The 21,077-nt window shown below is 61.2% G+C and carries 21 protein-coding genes; 8 read left to right on the forward strand and 13 right to left on the reverse strand.

The annotated features are described in order from the left end of the window. Positions 1–34: 34 nt before the first annotated feature. On the reverse strand, positions 35–2,440 hold the full coding sequence (locus NKJ23_RS27890) for a DNA/RNA non-specific endonuclease (protein ID WP_352683803.1): 2,406 nt from the start codon (positions 2,438–2,440) through the stop codon (positions 35–37). Between the two features lie 281 nt (positions 2,441–2,721). Here NKJ23_RS27890 and NKJ23_RS27895 point away from each other — a divergent pair, with 281 nt between their 5' ends. Next, a complete protein-coding gene (locus tag NKJ23_RS27895) occupies positions 2,722–3,594 on the forward strand; it encodes an SH3 domain-containing protein (RefSeq protein ID WP_352683805.1) in 873 nt (290 codons plus the stop codon). Positions 3,595–3,825: 231 nt separating this feature from the next. Then, positions 3,826–7,329 carry a carbamoyl-phosphate synthase large subunit gene (carB, locus tag NKJ23_RS27900; protein WP_352683807.1) on the forward strand — a complete coding sequence of 1,168 codons (3,504 nt, stop codon included), beginning with the start codon at positions 3,826–3,828 and terminating at the stop codon, positions 7,327–7,329. Positions 7,330–7,427: 98 nt separating this feature from the next. Here carB and NKJ23_RS27905 read toward each other — a convergent pair whose 3' ends face one another. From NKJ23_RS27905 to NKJ23_RS27930, 6 genes are all read right to left on the reverse strand, one after another. Next, positions 7,428–9,044 carry an RNA-directed DNA polymerase gene (locus NKJ23_RS27905; protein ID WP_352683809.1) on the reverse strand — a complete coding sequence of 539 codons (1,617 nt, stop codon included), beginning with the start codon at positions 9,042–9,044 and terminating at the stop codon, positions 7,428–7,430. 31 nt (positions 9,045–9,075) lie between these two features. After that, positions 9,076–9,867: a hypothetical protein gene (locus NKJ23_RS27910; protein WP_352683811.1), complete on the reverse strand. Its 792-nt coding sequence runs from the start codon at positions 9,865–9,867 to the stop codon at positions 9,076–9,078. Between the two features lie 137 nt (positions 9,868–10,004). After that, positions 10,005–10,466: a DUF6644 family protein gene (locus NKJ23_RS27915; protein WP_352683812.1), complete on the reverse strand. Its 462-nt coding sequence runs from the start codon at positions 10,464–10,466 to the stop codon at positions 10,005–10,007. Next, a complete protein-coding gene (locus NKJ23_RS27920) occupies positions 10,467–10,850 on the reverse strand; it encodes a DUF6152 family protein (RefSeq protein ID WP_352683814.1) in 384 nt (127 codons plus the stop codon). A 347-nt stretch (positions 10,851–11,197) separates the two neighbouring features. Continuing rightward, on the reverse strand, positions 11,198–11,686 hold the full coding sequence (locus NKJ23_RS27925; protein ID WP_352683815.1) for a GNAT family N-acetyltransferase: 489 nt from the start codon (positions 11,684–11,686) through the stop codon (positions 11,198–11,200). Next, positions 11,679–12,500, reverse strand: a complete 822-nt coding sequence (locus NKJ23_RS27930) for a transglycosylase SLT domain-containing protein (protein WP_352683817.1) — start codon at positions 12,498–12,500, stop codon at positions 11,679–11,681. The genes NKJ23_RS27925 and NKJ23_RS27930 overlap by 8 nt, the downstream gene beginning before the upstream one ends. A gap of 162 nt (positions 12,501–12,662) precedes the next feature. Between NKJ23_RS27930 and NKJ23_RS27935 the strand changes: the two genes are divergently transcribed. Next, the gene (locus tag NKJ23_RS27935) at positions 12,663–13,232 is read left to right on the forward strand and encodes a methylated-DNA--[protein]-cysteine S-methyltransferase (protein WP_352592434.1); all 570 of its coding nucleotides are present in this window, start codon (positions 12,663–12,665) and stop codon (positions 13,230–13,232) included. Positions 13,233–13,285: 53 nt separating this feature from the next. On the opposite strand, the gene NKJ23_RS27940 is transcribed toward NKJ23_RS27935, so the two are convergent. Continuing rightward, the gene (locus NKJ23_RS27940) at positions 13,286–13,612 is read right to left on the reverse strand and encodes a hypothetical protein (RefSeq protein WP_023678330.1); all 327 of its coding nucleotides are present in this window, start codon (positions 13,610–13,612) and stop codon (positions 13,286–13,288) included. A gap of 299 nt (positions 13,613–13,911) precedes the next feature. Between NKJ23_RS27940 and NKJ23_RS27945 the strand changes: the two genes are divergently transcribed. The 3 genes from NKJ23_RS27945 (at position 13,912) to NKJ23_RS27955 (ending at position 14,852) form a co-directional block, all read left to right on the forward strand. Continuing rightward, on the forward strand, positions 13,912–14,124 hold the full coding sequence (locus NKJ23_RS27945) for a cold-shock protein (protein WP_023678332.1): 213 nt from the start codon (positions 13,912–13,914) through the stop codon (positions 14,122–14,124). A gap of 276 nt (positions 14,125–14,400) precedes the next feature. Then, positions 14,401–14,601, forward strand: coding sequence for a hypothetical protein (locus tag NKJ23_RS27950; protein WP_023678333.1), 201 nt, complete (start codon positions 14,401–14,403; stop codon positions 14,599–14,601). Then, positions 14,598–14,852: a type II toxin-antitoxin system RelE family toxin gene (locus NKJ23_RS27955; protein ID WP_352683820.1), complete on the forward strand. Its 255-nt coding sequence runs from the start codon at positions 14,598–14,600 to the stop codon at positions 14,850–14,852. Before NKJ23_RS27950 ends, NKJ23_RS27955 begins: the two co-directional genes overlap by 4 nt. Positions 14,853–14,938: 86 nt before the next feature. Here NKJ23_RS27955 and NKJ23_RS27960 read toward each other — a convergent pair whose 3' ends face one another. From NKJ23_RS27960 to NKJ23_RS27970, 3 genes are all read right to left on the reverse strand, one after another. After that, positions 14,939–15,547, reverse strand: a complete 609-nt coding sequence (locus NKJ23_RS27960; RefSeq protein WP_352683822.1) for a glutathione S-transferase family protein — start codon at positions 15,545–15,547, stop codon at positions 14,939–14,941. A gap of 262 nt (positions 15,548–15,809) precedes the next feature. Further along, positions 15,810–16,664, reverse strand: coding sequence for an EAL domain-containing protein (locus tag NKJ23_RS27965; RefSeq protein ID WP_352622192.1), 855 nt, complete (start codon positions 16,662–16,664; stop codon positions 15,810–15,812). Continuing rightward, positions 16,661–17,554 carry an EAL domain-containing protein gene (locus tag NKJ23_RS27970; RefSeq protein WP_352458412.1) on the reverse strand — a complete coding sequence of 298 codons (894 nt, stop codon included), beginning with the start codon at positions 17,552–17,554 and terminating at the stop codon, positions 16,661–16,663. Before NKJ23_RS27970 ends, NKJ23_RS27965 begins: the two co-directional genes overlap by 4 nt. Before the next feature lie 203 nt (positions 17,555–17,757). On the opposite strand from NKJ23_RS27970, the gene NKJ23_RS27975 reads away from it, so the two are divergent. Beyond that, the gene (locus NKJ23_RS27975; RefSeq protein ID WP_352683823.1) at positions 17,758–18,960 is read left to right on the forward strand and encodes a pyridoxal phosphate-dependent aminotransferase; all 1,203 of its coding nucleotides are present in this window, start codon (positions 17,758–17,760) and stop codon (positions 18,958–18,960) included. Positions 18,961–18,966: 6 nt separating this feature from the next. On the opposite strand, the gene NKJ23_RS27980 is transcribed toward NKJ23_RS27975, so the two are convergent. Together NKJ23_RS27980 and NKJ23_RS27985 are read right to left on the reverse strand one after the other, a co-directional pair. After that, a complete protein-coding gene (locus NKJ23_RS27980) occupies positions 18,967–19,362 on the reverse strand; it encodes a (R)-mandelonitrile lyase (protein WP_352683825.1) in 396 nt (131 codons plus the stop codon). A gap of 30 nt (positions 19,363–19,392) precedes the next feature. Next, the gene (locus NKJ23_RS27985) at positions 19,393–19,992 is read right to left on the reverse strand and encodes a methyltransferase family protein (RefSeq protein WP_352683827.1); all 600 of its coding nucleotides are present in this window, start codon (positions 19,990–19,992) and stop codon (positions 19,393–19,395) included. Between the two features lie 144 nt (positions 19,993–20,136). Here NKJ23_RS27985 and NKJ23_RS27990 point away from each other — a divergent pair, with 144 nt between their 5' ends. Next, entirely contained in the window at positions 20,137–21,003 is an 867-nt protein-coding gene (locus NKJ23_RS27990; RefSeq protein WP_352475048.1) for an alpha/beta fold hydrolase, read from the forward strand. The last annotated feature ends 74 nt before the right edge of the window (positions 21,004–21,077 follow it).

The following is a 21,077-nucleotide window of genomic DNA, read 5'->3' on the forward strand; positions in this document are numbered from 1 at the left end:
CTTCGAGCGGCAGAAGTCGCGACCGGTCCAATCTTCAGTCGTCAGACGCCGATCGCTTCGATCGCTTGGCAGGACGTCGGGCGCTGGCCGCCGAAGTCTTGGACGTCGAAGTCTTGGTCCCCGAAGCCTTTGGCCGTGACGTCTTGGGCGCTAGTTGCGTTGGGTTGAAAGTCTGTGCTGGGGCGGATTCGGAACCGGCCCGAATGTCGGCGTCCCGCACCTGCTGGCCAAAGTTCAGGCCGGTCAGCTCTTCAATCTCGGCCACCGTCGAAAGGAACTCCGATACCCTGGCAATTTCAAGCGGGTCATCGAATGCCTCGGCACGCTCGCCGAACGCTTCGGGCATCACTTCCAAAACCGGCTTCTGGTCCGCCAGCAGCGCGATGGCGCGCAGGCCAGCCTGATCGGACCACAGCGCGATCTTCCAGAACTTCAGCGGAACATGGCTGTCGAAGCGGTAGGGAGGATCGTCCTCGCCGAACACTGGCCCGGCAAACACCGTGACACGGCCTCGCGTCGTATAGGCGTTGCGCAGCACATAGGTTTCTACCGCGCGCCATCTCAACTTCCCTTTGGAGCCGGGATGGTCAAGCGAGCTTCCTTGATTGAAGAAGCCGACTTGCGGCGCAGCATTGGTATAAAAGAACGTGTCGCGTTCTGCCGCGACCGCCTCCTGATCGACGCCCCAAGCGGGGTCGCCGCGAAGTGTAATATGTCCCTTCTGGAACATTCGAGCTATTCGTTCCTTGGATTTTGGCTCGGGAAATCCTGGCACATTCTGGCTCGAATAGAATTCCTGGTTCATCTGCTCGCCAAGGTCGATGCGCCGATCCGGCCGGAAAGCATCGCTGGCTTCCGAACCGGAAATCGACTCCACCCCCAATTCGACAAGCGACGGGTTGTCGATGACCGTCTTGTCCTCACGATTGACCGCCTTGGTGCGGGATCCATCGATATTGCAGGCGGTGACGAAGGCAAGCCTGCGATCGGCGTTCATCAAGATCGAAAAATGATGGTAGCGCAATTCGTGTGGGTCCTCTCCCGGTTTGGCAAGAAGGTTTTTGGCCAACCGGTAGGGTGAATTGGCAGCCGTCGGCATTGCCAGGACAAAGCCCGGTATGAAGCCGGGCTCATACCCTCCACGATCGTCGAAATCCTCTGTTTTCCAACCCGCGGCCTCGGCGATGGCCACCTTCCCGGGTTCGCTTGCCGGGCCTTTGCCGTCGTTTCGTCTCGCATCGCCTCCGTCGATCAGCGGCGCCCGGACATTTATCTCGACGGGAAAAGTCCAGGTGACCGAGCCATCGGCATTGTGTCTCGTCGCCGGCGGATTGCGATCCGGTTCCGGCCGCTGCACCGGCTTGTCCGGCACATCTTCGCGAATATCGGCGTTCAGCCGAACTGTCTCGTCCATCATGCGCGGCATGCCGGCCCAAATCGCCAGAGCTTGCGAAACCGCCGATGCCGAGGAGCCCGGCAGCTTGGACTTTCTAGCACCCAGATCGTCAACGATGGCGCTGATCCGTATGCCTTCGTTGATCTCGCGCGCAAGCGCATAGCCACCTATGCCCGTCACCTCGTGGAACGGGCCGGCCCAATGGTGCAGGGCGATAGGTTCCCATTCATTGTTGAAGACCGGGGAGCCGGACGAACCCTGTTCGGTGTCGGCGACATAGTGCAGCACTTGCACCGTTTCGTCGCGGGCCACCAGCCGGTTTTCACGCAACACCAGTTCCTTGAAGCGGCCATCGGGATGCTGAACGATGTTGGCGATTTCGCCGAGCATATGCTTGTCGCGCGCATCCGACAGCGAGATAAAACCGAACTCCCCCAATTCCTTTGGACCGGAACGCCGCTCGCCAACTCCGATCAGCGTATAGTCCAGACCCTCTATGCTATCGGTCACGAAACAGGATTCAGGATCGAACAGGAACGTCGTCGGCGTACGCACGGCATTCGCACCGTCCTGCTCATAATCGAACTGGACCTGGAAGCGCCGGGAATCCGCCGGCGACGAAATCACATGGTTGTTTGTGAGGAACAGCCTTGGCCCGACCAGAAAACCCGATCCTTGTGGATTGCCGTTGAGAAAGGCAACGCGGCCAACCGCATCGGCAGCACGGCGCCCACGCTCGAGGAATGCGATCCCGATGAAATCGAGCGTTGGGCCGAGAATTGCCTCCGGCCCTGGCTGCTTGGCGGCGGCCTTTCTTTCCCCGGCAGACCTCATGTCGATCGCTGCCGATATCATCTCCGCTTCGGTGCGGCTGAGCGACGCCTTTACCTGCAACCTGTCGAGGCGCCTGGAGAGGGTCTGTTCGGCGGCCAGCGGATTGCCGTTGGCGATGTGACCAAGTGAAGCCTCAATCTCGGCGCGCGTTTTCTTGATACGCTGGCGAACTATGTTTTCCACCTGCGCAAATATTTCAAGGTCGACCATATTGCCCTCCTCAACCTTACTTGAGAGAGTGCATATTTACATGAAATGTGCAATATTTTGCCGGCTGATAGTTCACGGAAGTGGCTTGGTCGCGATTCAACACGCGGCACCTTTTCGGGCTTACACAGCGCCGTCTCGTCGCCTATAAAAACCGGCTGGCGTGCGATGGCGCTTTCGTGCCTGGCCGCGCCTTCGGCAATTGAACCTACCGCCCATGGCAGATGATTAGGCGCACAGTAACACTCCCAACGACGCTGCTTGCGATGGTTGCCGCTCCGCTGATGCTGGCGGAGTTGCCGGCCAACGGCCAGGAGCCGGAGCCCATTATCTCGATTGTGACGGGTCTTGCTCCGGATGATCTCCTGAACGTGCGCGCCACGGCGTCGGCCATGGGCAAGATCGAGGCGCGGCTGCCGAGCGGTTCGAGCGTGAAAAATCTCGGCTGCGGCGACATCAGCGGTTACAAATGGTGCAAGGTTGAAGACATTGACGACCCCAAACTGAGCGGATGGGCGCCGGCGCGCTACCTCGATCCTATCAATCCCCAGCAAGTGACACCCCAGGCGGCGGCCAATACGGAGAGCCCTGCCTCTCAACCACTGCCCGATCTGACAACGCGCCTCGGCGCGACCGCTCCCGAAACGGTGCTGAACTCCGCTGACGCAATCGGCAAGGTGGCGATCGAGGATGCTTACCGCCTGGCCCTGGCCGCTGGAAACCCCTCGACTGGACCGGTTGATGGATCGCCGCCCGCGGCGGGGGATTCCGTCCAGAATTTCGGCGCCGTCAATGCGGCGCCTCCGGCCGACGCAAAGACCGTTGCGCGGCTGCAGCCGCCGGGGACACCGGTACCCGGTGCCGGCAACGCCATCCCCTGCGCGCGCTATCTCGGTCAGCCGATGACCAACTGCAAGGCCGACGTCGTGCGCACCGGCGACAAGATCGACGTGACCGTGACATGGCCCGATGGCGGCACGCGCATCATCAGCTTCCAGGCCGGCAAGCCGGCCGGTGCGGACGCGCCCGGCGAATTCCGCTTCACCCGCGAGGGCAGCCTGAACATGATCCGCGTCGGTGCTTCCGAACGCTTCGAGATCACGGACCAGTTTGCGCTGGGGGATAGTGGTAAGGGGAATAAGGCAGTAGGGCAGTAGGGCAATATGCTTAAGGGCGCTCGAACCTCTGCCCTACTGCCCTACTGCCCTACTGCCCTACTGCCCTACTGCCCTACTGCCCTACTGCCCTACCCGCATTTTAGGGGCTTACATCCGGCAAAACTCTTCCCTATAAGGCCCTCCTAGCCTGATACCAGAATCGCGCGCACAACCGGCCGGGTCATCCCGTCCGGCTTTTTGTGCAAGCCGCCCGCCGAACGGACCCTCGACATGCCAAGACGCACCGACATCAAGTCGATCCTGATCATCGGGGCCGGCCCCATTGTCATCGGCCAGGCCTGCGAGTTCGACTATTCCGGCACCCAGGCCTGCAAGGCGCTGAAGGAAGAGGGTTTTCGCGTCATCCTGGTCAACTCCAATCCGGCCACCATCATGACCGATCCGGAGCTGGCCGACGCCACGTACATCGAGCCGATCACGCCCGAAGTGGTGGCCAAGATCATCGCCAAGGAGCGGCCCGACGCGCTGCTGCCGACCATGGGCGGCCAGACCGCGCTCAACACCGCTTTGTCGCTGCGCCGCATGGGCGTGCTCGACCGCTATCAGGTCGAGATGATCGGCGCCGACGCCACCGCAATCGACAAGGCTGAGGACCGCGCGCTGTTTCGCGAGGCGATGAACAAGATCGGCCTGGAAACGCCGAAGTCGATGCTGGCCAACGCCACCGACGTCAAGAATGCCGACCGCAAGACGCACGAGGCCGAGCGCGCCGAGTTGAAGGCCGAGAAGCCCGAAAATCTCGACGCCGCGCTCGATGCTCTGGAAACGCGCTGGAACCTCGGCGAAGGCGACCGCAAGCAACGCTATATCAGCCATGCCATGGCGATTGCAGCACAAGCGCTCGACCATGTCGGCCTGCCCGCAATTATCCGCCCCTCCTTCACCATGGGCGGCACCGGCGGCGGCATCGCCTACAACCGCGCCGAATTCTTCGAGATCGTCCAGTCCGGCCTCGACGCCTCGCCGACCACCGAAGTGCTGATCGAGGAGAGCGTGCTCGGCTGGAAGGAGTATGAGATGGAGGTTGTCCGCGACAAGGCCGACAACTGCATCATCGTCTGCTCGATCGAGAACATCGACCCGATGGGCGTGCATACGGGCGATTCGATCACCGTCGCCCCAGCACTCACGCTGACCGACAAGGAATACCAGATGATGCGCAACGCCTCGATCGCGGTGCTGCGCGAGATCGGCGTCGAGACCGGCGGCTCCAACGTCCAGTTCGCCGTCAACCCGGCCGACGGCCGTCTGGTGGTGATCGAGATGAACCCGCGCGTCTCGCGCAGCTCCGCGCTCGCCTCCAAGGCGACCGGTTTCCCGATCGCCAAGATCGCGGCAAAACTCGCCGTCGGCTATACGCTGGACGAGTTGGAGAACGACATCACAGGCGGAGCAACGCCGGCCTCGTTCGAGCCGAGCATCGACTATGTCGTGACGAAAATCCCGCGCTTTGCCTTCGAGAAGTTCCCCGGCGCCGAGCCGGTGCTGACCACATCGATGAAGTCGGTCGGCGAGGTCATGGCCATCGGCCGCACCTTCCAGGAATCGCTGCAGAAAGCGCTGCGCGGGCTGGAGACCGGCCTGACTGGTCTGGACGAAATCGAGATCCCCGGCATCGGCCATGGGACGACAGCTGCCAGCCACGTCGACGACCGCAACGCCGTTCGCGCCGCACTCGGCACGCCGACGCCGGACCGGCTGCGCATGGTGGCGCAGGCGATCCGCATGGGCACCTCGCTGGAAGACGTGCACGCAATGTGCAAGATCGACCCGTGGTTCCTCGAACAGATCGCCGGCATTCTCGACATGGAAGCCCGCATTCGCGAGCACGGCATCCCCGAGGACGCCGCCAATCTGCGCATGCTGAAGGCGATGGGTTTCTCCGATGCCCGCCTCGCATCCCTGGTCAGGAAGGACGTCGAAGATATCCAAAAAATTCGCGAAAAACTCGACGTTCATCCGGTTTACAAGCGCATCGACACCTGCGCCGCCGAGTTCGCTTCGCCCACCGCCTACATGTATTCGACCTATGAGGTTCCGTTTGCCGGCGCACTCGCCAACGAGGCGCAGGTCTCGTCGCGCAAAAAAGTCGTCATCCTCGGCGGCGGCCCCAACCGCATCGGCCAGGGCATCGAGTTCGACTATTGCTGCTGCCATGCCGCCTTTGCGCTGCGCGACGCCGGCTTCGAGGCGATCATGATCAACTGCAACCCCGAGACCGTGTCGACCGACTACGACACCTCCGACCGGCTCTATTTCGAGCCGCTGACGCCGGAGGACGTGCTGGAGATATTGCGCGCCGAACAGGCGTCGGGCGAGCTGGTCGGTGTCATCGTCCAGTTCGGCGGCCAGACGCCGCTGAAGCTGGCGGATGCGCTGGAGAAGGCCGGCATCCCGATCCTCGGCACCTCGCCCGACATGATCGATCTCGCCGAAGACCGCGACCGTTTCCAGAAGCTGTTGCACAAGCTTGGCCTCAGTCAGCCGAAGAACGGCATTGCCTATTCGGTCGAGCAGGCCCGCCTCGTCGCCGGCGAGCTCGGTTTCCCGTTGGTCGTGCGTCCGTCCTATGTGCTCGGCGGCCGCGCCATGCAGATCATCCACGATGAGAGCATGCTGCAATCCTATCTGCTCGACACCGTGCCCGGCCTGGTGCCGGAGGACATCAAGCAGAAATATCCCAACGACAAGACCGGCCAGATCAACACGCTGCTCGGCAAGAACCCGCTTTTGTTCGACACCTATCTCTCGGGCGCCATCGAGGTCGACGTCGATTGCCTCTGCGACGGCAAGTCGACCTACGTCTCCGGCATATTGGAGCATATCGAGGAGGCCGGCATCCATTCCGGCGACTCGGCCTGCTCGCTGCCGGTGCACTCGCTGCCATCGGAACTCGTCGATGAGCTGGAGCGCCAGACGGCAGCCCTCGCCCGCGCGCTCAATGTCGGCGGCCTGATGAACGTGCAATATGCGATCAAGGACGGCACCGTCTATGTGCTGGAGGTCAACCCGCGCGCGTCGCGCACCGTGCCCTTCGTCGCCAAGACCATCGGGCGGCCGATCGCGAAGATTGCCGCCCGCATCATGGCCGGCGAAAGCCTGGAAGACGCCTTCGCCCATTACGGCGCCATGCCCGACCCACGCAATCCCGGCCACATCGCCGTCAAGGAAGCGGTGTTCCCGTTCGCCCGCTTCCCCGGCGTCGACATATTGCTCGGCCCGGAAATGCGCTCGACCGGCGAGGTCATGGGCCTCGACCGCGACTTCGCGCTCGCCTTCGCCAAGAGCCAGCTCGGGGCGGGTGTTGATCTCCCCCGCGCGGGCACGCTGTTCGTCTCGGTGCGCGACGAGGACAAGAAAGGCATACTGCCGGCGGTCAAGCGCTTGGCCGGCCAGGGTTTTAAAGTGCTCGCCACCTCCGGCACCGCCCGCTTCCTCGCCGAGAATGGCGTCGTCGCCGAGAAAATAAACAAGGTGCTGGAAGGCCGCCCGCACATCGAGGACGCCATCCGCAACCGCCAGGTCCAGATCGTCTTCAACACCACGGACGGCCAGAAGGCGGTATCGGACTCAAAATCGCTACGCCGGGCGACGCTGATGCAGAAAGTGCCGTATTACACAACGCTGTCGGGCGCGGCTGCGGTGGCCGAGGCTATTGCGGCGCTGAAGGCGGGGAGTTTGGAAGTCAGGCCGCTGCAGGAGTATTTTGCTTAGACTAGGGAGTAGTTGCCGAAGCCTTCCAACGCAGCATCCCTGCTTATCAGGCTTCCTTGGCAGCCAACTGCCATGCGCGGACATCAAGTAACAGTGCGTTAAAAATATTCATTCCACTTACTAGTAATAAGCTTAATTTTCCAAAGTTGATCTGCAGCCTTCTTCTGCTCAGAAGCCGTTGATTTGACGTTTTTACCCTCGTCATAAAAGTAAACGGACTTCGAAAGAAGCCTACCAAAATTCGCATCGTTCTTGACATAATCTTTCGAAACTGCGGGAAGCCATCCTTTTTGCGCGATCTCATAAGCAAACAACCACATATCCGACCGTAAGCCATCTGTGCTTGCGAAGGATCGCCAATATTTGAAATTCAGTCCTTTCGAGAGAAATCCAAGATTCTGCAGGTCGATCGCAATAAGCGCACACGTGGGACTTGTCATACTCAAAACTGGGCCTATCTCCTCATTACTTAGAGAAATTTTTAGCGCTTTACACAAAAACAACGCCCAGCTGACTTCGTAGTCAAAGCCAAGCGGCGAATATTGCCTCAATATGTCAGTAACTAAAGCTCTGGCCTTCGACATGTCGACAGATGCGCCTTTGATGGCCATCTTATGATTTCTCTCTATCAGTATCTGCGCCACAGCCGCAATAGAATTAGTGTTATATCGCGCGCACCTGTATAGATAATTCTCGTAGTGCTTCCAATCGTTGTCGTCTATAGTAAATGATCTGGATCGTTTTACAGCATACGTTAACACGTTATCTCTCTCGTTATCTGACGAAAGGTGGAATGCGTTTTTAAAATAGTCCTCTAGTACCTCAATTTTTCTCTTCGTTCCGATCGATATGCGATAGTTGCGAAGCAAGGAAACCCATTCCGGATGAAATCGCTCCCCTTTCCCGATGACTTTCGTCTTGTCAATATTTATTTCAAGTCCGAACTCAGAGAATGCGGAAGCGACATTGGAAACAAATTGCTCTGGACTATCGTCTATACCTAGGCCAACGACTATGTCATCCACATAACGAACTGATCTTTTCGAAAAAGATCCGATTTTTTCAGCGATACATTTTTCAATCGCGACGCAGATGATTTCTGAAAGAATTCTAGAAGTATCCGGGCCAATCGGCAACCCAATTGACTGGTTTTCTTGACAATATCTTACAAGCCTATCAAGGCGATCCCCCAAGCTCCCCTTGTAGACCTTATGTAGGTTCGCCTTTACGAACTTCTTTGTATATAGGGCCCATCCCAAAGAGTGAGTATAAACAGTTGGGTAGAAACGAGAGATGTCAACTTTTACACACTTGTTATGAAGGGCTTGGAGCTTAGACACTTCTGTTTCCACGTGGTCAAAATCGATTCCAAATAGTGCTCTCGGACCAGAAATGTCAAATATAGGTTTAAACTCTGAAATTGACGACTGCCGCAGGAACTTTCGAATCTCGATCCACTGATCGCTTAACTCCTTAGCCAGAAAGAAGAAGTTGATGGCGTTTGGTATGCCAAGCGTTCGCCGGGCCGAATTGTGACGCGGAACCGAATATCGAACATGTGCGGAATGCTGCACCTTTGGGTCGAGAACTTTCCCAAAGTGGGATCGGAATTTAGCGAATTCCGAACTCACGAATGGTGGCGGCAACTCTTCAGGAAAATACCCCGCCTCTAGCAAACGCTTTAAGCGAGTATCTTTGTTGGGTAGCTTTGGCATACGAACTCGTTGAAAATAGCGAAAAGGGAGATCAGCTCACAATCACGGGGGCTGCTTTTGCAGCCTCGGCCTTGGCCTTTGCCTTTTCGAGTTTATTCATAGCCTTTCGCATTCTGGCGACCGCTTCCTTCGCCTTGTCGCCTTCGATCGTATCCCGCTTGATCACTTCATTTTCGACCAGCTGTGACAGGTTTTCGTTGCCGATCTTGATGTCGGAAAAAAGCCTTCGAAATTCCCGACGCACGACCGAAATCACCGGCTCCGACCGGATGATCGCTGAAACCGTAAACTTATTGAACAACTGCGCCTGCTGGTGAAAAGCGTCCATCGCGTCGGTTGTCAGCCCTTCCTTGGCAAACAGGAACAGGCACTGCAAATGATCCTCATTCTTCGGATTAATGTCGGCGAGGATGATGCGGCACACCTCTTCGTGACTGATCTGATTTGCCACGTAAATCCTCACCAGCCGCCATTCGATTGCGTTGGTGAGGATCACCCAATGAATGCCTTGATGAGCCCCATAGTCGATGACTTGTCTCAAATGATTGTCGGCAAGACCGCTGCCGGCTGACTTCACCTCGACAAGCAACCGCAGCTTTCCCCCGATCTTTATCGCGAGATCGCAGTATGTGGACTTGATCTGATGTTCCGATGTTAGCTCGTCATATTTGTCGTAGCCAAACACTTCAGCCAATATGTCCTTGATCAAGGTAACCGTATCGGCCTCAGCTACATCGGATTTTTGCTGGGACAGCGCAATCCGCTGATATTTCTTGAGATTCGATTCAATCCGCTCGACGAATTTTTTCGGTAGCTTATTCAAAGACTCGCCCTCCCTATCCCCAGTGGGATTTGAGGCCGAGTTTATTTGAAAGACAAGCGGAAATTGTCGCCTTTCCTACCTGCCGTGCGATCCTACCTCTATACGAGGGATGCGGGGGAAGACAGCGTCCGCTCGCCTTAGAGAAAACCAATAAACCGCCCGGCGAAAAGCACCGACACCCACAGCACCAACGAAAGCCCCGCCAGCATGGCAGCGGTCCCGCCGGCCGGCTCCTCACCGCCGCTTGCGCAGCGCACGAAGGCCAGGAAGTTGGCGCCGGCAAGCAGGATGAGTGTCATCTTGGCGAGGAAGATCGGCATCGCCGCATATTCGCTCGCCCTGACCGAAAACAGCAGCGACCCCGTGACAAGCGCACCGGCGAACGCGGCAAACGCGGTGCGGCGCAGCAGCGCCACGAACGCTGCCTGCGGCAGCGAGCGGAAGGCGCCCAGGATCCTGAGGTCCATGAGCCAGACGCTGGTCAGCAGCGCGCCGATCGACATGATGTGGAGCGCATTGACGATGGGGTAGGCGACGAAGGAGGCCTTCAGTCCCCGCACCAAAGCGAGTTGCTCGATGCCGGCGAAGAGCCCGTCCATTCAGGCCGGCGGCACGCGGTCGGGATAGACATCATAGGTCTTGCCGCCGACGATGACGCGCACTGCCTTCATGCGCTTTTCCTTCTCGTCGAGCGAGCGGTTGCCGATCGCGGTCACCTCGTCGCCGACCTTGGCAACCTCCTCGGTAAAGCCGGCGGCGATCGTGCGGGACGGCGTCGCCATCTCCACCCGCCAGACCTCGCCCTCGGCATCGACGTCCAGGGTTGCGTGCGGATTGCCGATATAGATGGCCGTTATCTTGCCCCGGAGTTCGAAAAACCCGTCCTGCGTCCACGACCAGCCGTGATGGGCATAGGCTGCGGTGGCGGCGGCCAGGATCACCGCCGCCGCCAGCGTGACGCTCCGGTTGAAAGGTGACAGCATCGCTCGTCTCCTCGGTTCCGGCACTAGAGGGTAGGTCAGCGCGCCGCAGCGTCAAATCACATGAGGGCCTTTTGCGTCCCTGCGCTCCACAGCCATGCTCACGGCATGGATCCCAGGGTCTGCGCTCCCGCTTCGCGTTCGCTCCGCCCTAGGATGACGAAGCGCGGGTAGGTTTCCAGCCAATCTCCAACGCCCGCGATTTTATGCCACTGTGCCCTTCGTCATCCTAGGGCGGAGCAGGAGCGAAGCGACGTCGCGGAGACCCTAGGATCCATGCCGTTACCTTTGAGCGTCGCAGCCTCAGCTGAATATCAACACACTTACCCGAAGCCAGCTTTGCCCCGCCTTCACCCCGCCCAATCGACTTCGAACATCCCCAGCCGTTCGTAGAGCCTGACCGCAGCCGCGTTCTCCACCGTATTGGTCTTGAGATCGACATGCGCCGCGCCCCTTGCCTGAAACACCGCAAACGCGTGGCGCATCAGCGCCTCGGCGATGCCCTTGCCGCGTGCCTCGGGGTGGACGGCAAGGTCCTTGACGAAAGCCCGCGTCCAGCAGAGCGCCGCGCCCGCCAGCCGGCCCTTGCCGTCGATGACCAGGAAACACAAAGCTGGGTCGAATTCCGCGTCAGCCGAAATGCGCGGCCACCATTCGTCGAACGGCCCGTCTGCGCCGTCGTCGAACACCGCGGTCAACAGCGTATGCAAAGCGAGTGCATCGGCGGCTTCGAAGGCGCGCATGAAAAAACCTTCCGGCCAGCGCGCAGCGAGAAGCGTGTCGTCCAAAATCTTGCGCAGGCGGATGTCGTTTGGCGCCGGCGGGCGCGGCTCAGGCATCGGGCTGCATGCGGCGGCGCAGGCTATCGCTGCCGAGGCCGGTTTCGCCCAGCATCCCCTTGCGCTTGGCGTCGTAATAATAGCCGCTCTGGTAGAGCCGGTCGGCGCGCTTGAGGTTGCCGCCTGAGACCAGCCAGGCGCCGCGCAGATATTTCACCGCATATTTCAAATTGGTCTCGGCGTCGAACAGGCCGCTCGCCGGCCCGTCATAGCCCATGCCGCGCGCCGTCGCGTGCTTGATCTGCATCAGCCCCCAATGGCCGTGATTGTAGGCTTTCGGGTTGAAGGTGCTCTCGCGGTTGACGACGCTGCGCACCAGATCGACCGGCACCTGGTAAAGCGCGGAATATTTCTCGATCAGCCGCTCGATCTCGCTGCGGCCGCCGGCGTTCGACTGGCCTTCAGTGGGGTCGGTCGCGGCCAGAGCGGCCGGGTTCTGCGGCACCGTGTAGGAAACCGGCTGAACGCCGGGCATGGCCGCGGTCTGTTCGGTGACCGGCATGGCGACGGCTGGCGTCGCGGTAACAGGCAGGGCATTGGCGGTCATGACGGCGGGGGCAGTTGCCGCCAGCGGCGTCGGCCCGGCAAAGGCGGCGGCCGGCTCGATCGGCAGCGCCGCTGTCTGGGCGACGCCGGACGGCTCCGGCAGCACCGAAACCGTGTCGGGCAGCGCCAACGTAAAGCCGGCATCGGTATTGGCCGTATTTTCGGTGAAGGCCGGCGTCGGGGTCACCTGCGAAGTAGAGGTGCAACCGCTGAGAGCGGCCACGGCCAACACCGCCGCAAGGACGGGAAAGAGGAATTTTGCTGGCAAGCGGCGCTCGGGTCCGGTTCGTCGGGTATTAAGAAGTCCTTACACCAGCATCTTTCCCCGGGCAATCCGCGGTACCCGGCGGTTTTCGGGTGGCGAGCCGGGCCGCGAAATGCGATATTGTTCTGGATTTGTACTTCGAAGGATTCCGGAAAGGAGCACGCCATGGACGCCTCTCATGCCACCGCCGGCCACGCGGTCTTCGAAACCGTGCTCGGCTTCATGGGCATCGCCTGGAGCGATGCCGGACTGACCCGGCTCTGCCTGCCGCAGCGCAATCGCGACGCAGTCGAACGTCGGCTGCTGCGCCATACCGCCGCCGAGCAGCCTGCGAAGCCCGAGCCGCAATGGGTTGCCGAGCTGATCGCGTCGATCAAGGCCTATGCCGCCGGCGAGGATATCGATTTCTCCAACGTGCCGGTCGATCTCAGCGGCGTCGACGAGTTCCGCCTGGCGATCTATGACGCGGCGCGAAAGCTCGCCTTTGGCGAAACCACCACCTATGGCGAACTGGCCAAGCGCGCCGGCCATGCCGGGCTGGCGCGTGAGACGGGCGCGGCTCTCGGCGCCAACCCGGTGCCGCTGGTCATCCCCTGTCACCGTATCCTTGCCGCCGGCGGCAAGATCGGCGGATTTTCCGCGCCCGGCGGCTCGGCCACCAAGGAAAAGATGCTGGCCATGGAAGGCGTGCGCGTCGGTCCGCCGCCGCCGGCGCAGGTGTCGTTCGGGTTTTAGGTGTGCTGATATTCAGGTGATGCCGGTATCCCGGCGCACCCATCTCGACCAGCCTAGTCCGGAAGCAGGCGCCGGCGGAAGCGCCGATCGAATTCCACCCGCTTGCATTTATAGACGGTGCACGAATTCGTATCGGCACTCGGCACGGAGGCCCGCGCCCTGACCTCGCCGATGTCGCAGAATTGCTGGCTGCGCACGTAGCGGTCGTAGAGCGCCAGCCCCGGCACGCGCGCCGATCTGTAACGCAGGATGACCGCGCCCTCGCGCGCGATCGTCGCCTGCACCTTGCCGCAGCTCATGCGGGTCGGGTCGTAGCGCGAGCCCGCCTGCGCCTCGGCGGCCACCAGCGTCAGGCAAGCGGCAAGCAGAACGATTTTCATGTCCCTCTCCCCAAAACCCGGTCGCGCCCGAAGCCGACGCGATCCTCCCGGGTCAGGCGCGCAGCGACGACGCTCTCACGCGATTGGGGCGGCCGTTGGGCAGCGTTGCCGCGGCGCCATTTTCCGCCCCGTCTTGTTTTTTGCGCGAAAGCATATTATATGCCGTCCATTGATATTTCGGCCGATCGATCCGGGCCTCGCGATCTTCGCGTTTGCTGACGTTCTATCTCCAAAATCTCGATACAAACCGGCTGGGTTTCGGTCCAGTCAAACTAAAGCAAACGTAAAGGACTATCGAAATGGCAACAGGTACGGTCAAGTGGTTTAATTCCACCAAGGGTTTCGGCTTCATTCAGCCTGACAGCGGCGGCGCGGACGTTTTCGTCCACATCTCCGCAGTCGAGCGTGCTGGACTGTCGACCCTGGTCGAAGGCCAGAAGATCAACTTCGAGATCGAGCAGGACCGCCGCACTGGCAAGTCGTCCGCTGGATCTCTGAGCAAGGCAGCCTGATTTTGCGAATGGCGCGCGCCGGGCGATCGCCCGGGGCGCGCGGCAAGTCACGGATGTACTGGCGGTCGCGCGAGAAGCGCGCCGGAGCGAAAGACCCCGACAAGCCGAAGCAGCAGATTGCTGCCGGCCCGGCCAAAACGCTCCCGATCAGGCTACCAAGCATGGGAAGGCGGGATTTTGTCCCGCCTTTTTGCTGTCTGGATCCGATGAACCGCCGCCTTGGTGCTATGGGACCACTTTGTGGTGTTTTTGCCCCGGTCATGGTACCATCGACCCATGAGCAAGCTTGAACAGATTGAGAAATCCGTCGCCGAACTAAGCCCCGAAGAGCTCAAGGCGTTTGCCGCATGGTTCGAGGCGCTGCAGGCCGACATGTGGGACCGTCAGTTCGAAGCCGACGCCGAGGGCGGCAGGCTGGACAAGCTTGCCGAGCAGGCATTGGCTGATCATCGCGCCGGCCGGACCCGGCCTCTGTGAATCATTTTGCCACTCCCTCGTTTTGGGAGGCCTACGCAAAACTGCCCTCGTTAATCAGAGCAAAGGCGAACAGACGTTTCGCCAAACTGAATTCTGAGCCGTTCCACCCATCGTTGCATTTCAAACAGGTCGGGCGCTACTGGTCGGCGCGGGTTGATATCAACTACCGCGCCGTAGCTGTTCGCGACCACGATGACGTGGTCTGGTTCTGGATAGGCACCCATTCCGAATATGATCGCCTGCTGAAGTAGCCGCGCGACCATTCACGCCACCGCCGAAAGCCGCGAGCTCGACGTCCGGAGCGAGCCGCGAAGCGGCGACAAGCGTGAGGACAGAACTACCCCACCCACTCCAGCGGCACATGCCCCGGGTCGGCCTCGACCCGTCGCAGCCAGGCGGCCACCGCCGGATAGGCGTCGAGCTGAAACCCGCCCGTCTCGGCCGTGTGCGTATAGGCATAGAGCGCGATGTCGGCGACGCTGAGCGCATTGCCAGCGAAGAAGCTGCTCCCGGCCAGGTGCTTGTCCATGACGCCGAGCGCCTTTTTGCCGCGCTCCAGCGTCAGCGCCAGCCGCTCGGGCGTTGCGTCCTTGGCTCTTTCAGGGAAGGTCAGCAGCGCCCTGCGCACGGCGATATAAGGCTCGTGGCTGTATTGCTCGAAGAACAGCCACTGGTAGGCCAGCGCGCGTTCGTATCTGTCCGCCGGCAGGAACCGCGTGCCTTCGGCGAGATGGAGCAGGATGGCATTGGATTCGGCCAGCCGGCGGCCGTCGTCGAGTTCGAGCAGCGGCACCATGGCGTTCGGGTTTTTCGCGACATAGTCGGGCTTGCGCGTGTCGCCGGTGTGCGAGCTAACCTCGACATTGGTGAAAGCGATGCCGAGCTTGGCCATCAACAGGCGCGGCTTGTAGCAATTGCCGCTGTCGATCATTCCATAGAGTATCATCGGTGCTCCCCCTTGCTCGCAACCACCCGTCTCAGGGCTTGATTCAGCCTCTATCGCGGCAGCGGCGGCTTCATCCAGTGATTTGTTTTGGCGTAACCATCAGCGCCGCTGATGCATTTCAGGATATATCGAGATTCAAGTCAGGCCGAGCCGAGAAGGGTGGGTTCCGAGAACCGGAGCGGAGCGTACTTTGGGTACGTGAGCACCGGAAGCGCAGGAAACCGCCGTTCGCAGGCCGGCATCACTTGAATCTCGACATATCCTAGCCGAATAGGGGGATGACGTTGTTGTCCCTGCCAAGCAGCCTGTCGATCGACAGAGGCTCCTCGTCGAACAGCGTACCGGCCAGCGCCGGCCGGGCAAGGTAAAAGCCCTGCAGCAGGTCGACGCCGCCATCCAGCGCGACACGCAGATGCGTGGCGTTCTCGACGCCTTCGACCAGCACCTTGGCGCCACGGTCGTGCAGCGTCGAAACCAGCGGCCGGAAAAACCGCTCGGCGGCGGCATGGCGGCAGAATTCTGCGAACCAGGTGCCGTCGATCTTGACGATGTCGGGCTGCACCAGCGCTACCCTTTCTTCGGTCGAATGCCCGGTGCCGAAATCGTCGATGGCGATGCGGACGCCGTCGCGCCGCATCTCGCGCGCCAGGCTGACAAGCACCTTGTCGCCGGCCGCCTGCTCGGTAATCTCGCAGACCAGCATGCCGGGATGCAGGCCGAAATCCGTCAGATGCCTGGTCATCAGCCTGATTTCGGCCAGCGCCCGTGCGGGGTCATCGTTGATCAGCGGATTGTAGTTGAAGAAGAGGTCGAGCCCGTCGACGCCGATGTTGCGGAAGTTGCGCAAATGCAGCACCCGGCACATGGTTTCGACAAACAGCCGATCCGCTGCCGGCACACCTTCGAAGAAGATTTGCGGTGCCACCGGCCTGCCTGCACGATGCGGCTCGATCAGTCCCTCGACCGCGACGGCGGCGAGAAACCTGCCGCGCGGCGCGAAGACCGGCTGGTAGGCGCTCCTCAGCCGGAATGCGCCGTAGACGCCATATTCAATGCCGACCTCGTCGGCAAAGATCGCTTCGCCGACCTTGCGCCGCATGTCGGCCCGCCCGGTCACGATGCCACCCTGCGGCCAAAGGCCCGCATCGGCCGCCGCGATGGCGAAACGGCCGCGGGAACTTTGTCCTTATCGGGCGACACCGCTGATGCTTGCCCGGCCTTGTCGAAGACGTGAAAGCTGGTCGGTGCAAGCTCCGGGCGTGCCAGCACGAAGCCTTGCACCATCGAGGCGCCCGACTTTTCGGCAAGCTCGAGCTGCCAGCCCGTCTCGATGCCCTCGAATACCGTACGGATGCCTTGCTCTTCGAAGCTTGTCACCATAGCGGTCAGCAAGGCAAAGCCGGCACCGGATTCCATCAGCGTCATGATCCAGTCGGCGTCGAACTTGACGATGTCTGGCCTGAGTTCCTTGATGCGATTGATGTCGGATTCGTCCGCGCCGTAATCGTCGACGGCAATGCGCAAACCATTGCCCCTGAGCGCCTCGACGAAATTGTAGAGCGTTTCCTGCGACGCCGATTTCTGCTCGGTGACCTCGCAGACGACGCGGCGCGGATCGATGTCGGCCTCGTGCAGCACCAGCCGCATGTCGCGCAGCGCCTTGTCGGCGATGCTGCGGTCGGTGAACACCGATGGATCGAAATTGATGAAGATGGAGGCGTCTCGCGGCAGGCAGGCGCCGGCGTTCAGAAGGTGCAGCGTCCGTGTCAGCGCCTCGATATGCAGGCGGTCGACCGCCGGACAGCTGTTGAAGAAACTCATTGGCGGCTGCGGCTCGCCTTCGCGGAACGGCCGGATCAGCCCCTCGAACGCGACGACGGAAAGCTTGCCCTTGTTGAAGGCGAAGATCGGCTGGAACGCGCTTTGCAGCGTATAGACCCCCCAGACACCGCTGGCGGTGCCGTCATCATGGCGGATGATATGGGCAAGCCCGATGCTGCGCGTCACGGTTCCTCGCTGTGCGAGACTGGCGGACCGGCTACGGTCCTGCCGTTCAAGCTTTTACCGATCGTTGGTGAATTTATTGTTGCCAGCATTGCGCGCTGGCTCATCTGACAATGCCTGCGCTGGGCTTGCGCTTGACCAGATGATGCGACATGAGAGGCGCCGCGGCGCCTTCGCCGCGCCGGTCTTTTCTGGAGATATCTGTCATGGCCTTTCTTGCCGACGTCCTTTCCCGCGTAAAGCCTTCCGCGACCATCGCGGTGACGCAGAAGGCGCGCGAGCTGAAAAACGCTGGCCGCGACGTGATCGGGCTGGGCGCCGGCGAACCGGACTTCGACACCCCCGACAACATCAAGAACGCCGCGATCGAGGCCATCCGCCGCGGCGAGACGAAGTATCCGCCGGTATCCGGCATCGTGCCGCTGCGCGATGCGATCGCGAAAAAATTCAAGTGCGAGAACAATCTCGACTACCGGCCGGAGCAGACCATCGTCGGCACCGGCGGCAAGCAGATCCTGTTCAACGCCTTCATGGCGACGCTGAACCCCGGCGACGAAGTGATCATCCCGCGGCCCTACTGGGTCAGTTATCCCGAAATGGTGGCGATCTGCGGCGGCACCTCGGCCTTTGCCGACACCTCCATCGACAACGGCTTCAAGCTGACGGCGGCCGTGCTGGAAAAGGCGATCACGCCGCGCACCAAATGGCTGTTGATGAACTCGCCGTCCAACCCCTCGGGCGCCGCCTATACCGAGGCGGAGCTCAAGGGCCTGGCCGACGTGCTGTTGAAGCACCCGCATGTCTGGGTGCTGACCGACGACATGTACGAGCACCTGACTTATGGCGACTTCGTCTTCAAGACCATCGCCGAGGTCGAGCCGAAGCTCTATGAGCGCACGCTGACGATGAACGGCGTGTCGAAGGCCTATGCCATGACCGGCTGGCGCATCGGCTATGCGGCAGGCCCGGTGCCGCTGATCAAGGCGATGGACATGATCCAGGGCCAGCAGACCTCCGGCGCCTGCACCATCGCGCAATGGGCGGCGGTCGAAGCGCTGAACGGCCCGCAGGATTTCATCCCGAAGAACAAGGCGATCTTCCAGGGCCGGCGCGATCTCGTCGTCTCGATGCTCAACCAGGCGCGCGGCATCACCTGTCCGTCGCCGGAGGGAGCGTTCTACGTCTATCCCTCCTGTGCCCAGCTGATCGGCAGGAAGACCAAGAGCGGCAAGGTGATCGACAGCGACGAAACCTTCTGCTCGGAACTGCTCGAGGCCGAGGGCGTGGCGGTTGTTTTCGGCTCGGCCTTTGGCCTCGGCCCGAATTTTCGCATCTCCTACGCCACGTCGGAGGCTCTGCTCGAAGAGGCCTGCACGCGCATCCAGCGCTTTACCGCCGCGCTGGTCTGAGACGTTTCAGCCGCCATACTGCTCGTCGTTCACTTTCTCCAGCCAATCGACATGCGCACCCTCGAGCGCCTCCTGCATGGCGATGTGGGTCATCGCCGATTTGGGCGCGGCGCCGTGCCAGTGCTTTTCGCCGGCCGCAAAGGAGATGACGTCGCCGGCCCTGATCTCCTGCAGCGGCCCGCCCCAGCTTTGCACGAGACCGGCACCGGATGTGACATAGAGCGTCTGGCCGAGCGGATGCGTGTGCCAGTGGGTGCGGGCGCCGGGCTCGAAACTGACCAGCGTGGCGCGTAGCCGCGCCGGCGCCTCTTTCTCGATGATCGGCGTCTGCAAAACCCGGCCAGTGAAGTATTTTTCCGGCGCAACAATCGTCGGCACGCTGCCGCAGGCAATGATCTTCATCGTCGCAAGTCCTCGATTCAATCCAGTGTCTTAGACCCTACCACTTTCGTCCGATGCCGGCTGCATCTCCTGCCGGCTGCGGGCAAAACGCGGCCAGAACAGACCGGTCCGCGTGCGGTAAGCGTCGTAGGCATCGGCCAACCTTGTCCGCGAAAATTTTCGCTCTTCGTCCAAGGCCGCAATCACGTAGATCGTAACGATGCCGGCGACCGGCACCACCGCCCAGACCGACCAGGTCGCGATACCCCATCCGACCCAGAAGATGATGTAGGACGTGTAGAACGGATGCCGGACATGGAGATAAGGGCCTTCGGTCACCAGGCTGTCGGGATTGTCGGGATCGAATGCGAACCGCAGCCCCGCCTTGCGGGAGACCGAGATCGCCCACCAGAACAGCGCCGAGCTTGCCAGTTCGATGGCGAGCCCGCCGATCTTCGCCGCCACCGGCTGCCGCTCGATCCACAGCAGCGCAAGAAAGAACAGCGCCGTGCCGACCACGACGGCCGAAATGATCATCGCGCCTTGAGACATGGTCGGCGACTGGAAATGCGCGCGCATCGACCAGGCATATTGGCCGAGCGTCGCGATGCTGCTGATCGAGACGAGAAGGTCGAGTGTGGATTCCATCATCAGGCTCCGGGGGTTAGCTGTGGTGGATTCGTTCATCATACCCGGCGCAAGCCGAGAAATCATTTCTTAACCACCGTTCTAAACAACATGGTGACCTCGGCATGCGATGTTGACCTTGAGACAATCCCAGGGTCCAAACCAGATATGGCCGTTTCCCATCGCACGATCCGCACGCCGCAAGCGGATTTGCGCCTCAGCCAGTCGTCGGGACCCGGCATCCCGCTTGTCCTGATCCACGGCTCGGGCAGTTCGCGCGCCGTATTCGCCCGCCAGTTCGACAGCCCGTTGGCCGCTGCCCATCGGTTGATTGCTTTCGACCTGCCCGGCCATGGCGAATCGTCCGACGCCCGCGATCCGGCGACGGACTACACCATCGCCGGCCTTGCCCAATCGGCGGCTCAGCTCCTCGATGCCTTGGGCATCGGCCGCGCCGTCGTCTTCGGCTGGTCGCTTGGCGGGCACGTGGCAATCGAACTCGCGAGTTTTCACCGCGCCGTCGGTGGGCTGATGCTGACCGGCGCGCCGCCGGTATCGAAGGGTCCTTTCGGCATGCTGCGCGGCTTCCACGCGCATTGGGACATGCTGCTGGCGTCCAAAAAGACGTATTCCGAACGCGATGCCGAGCGCTTCGAGACGCTGTGTTTCGGCGACACCGCCGATCCGTCCTTTCGCCAAGCCATCCTGCGCACCGACGGCCGGCTGCGCGCCGCGGTGACGCGCGGCATGCTCACCGGCAAGGGCGCCGACCAGAGACAGGTGGTCGAGCAAGCCGCGTTTCCGGTCGCTATCGTCAATGGCGAGAACGATCCGTTCGTCCGGCTCGGCTATTTTGAGACGCTCGCATACGGCTCGCTGTGGGAGCATTGCCACATCGTCTCCGGCGCCGGGCATGCGCCTTTCTGGGAGCGTGCGGACCTGTTCAATCCGTTGCTCGCGCGCTTTGCCGAGACGGTGGCGGTGCAGCGCGTGGACGCACCCCCGCTGGCGTCGCGCCTGACCGGCACCGGCTGAACCGGCCCCAACTTCAAATCCCTTCAACCTCAAATCCCTTGCCCTCCCGGCCTGCCCGTGGGACGATGCCCTTT

The sequence above is a fragment of the Mesorhizobium sp. M0184 genome, assembly GCF_040322215.1.
Classification (GTDB): Bacteria; Pseudomonadota; Alphaproteobacteria; order Rhizobiales; family Rhizobiaceae; genus Mesorhizobium.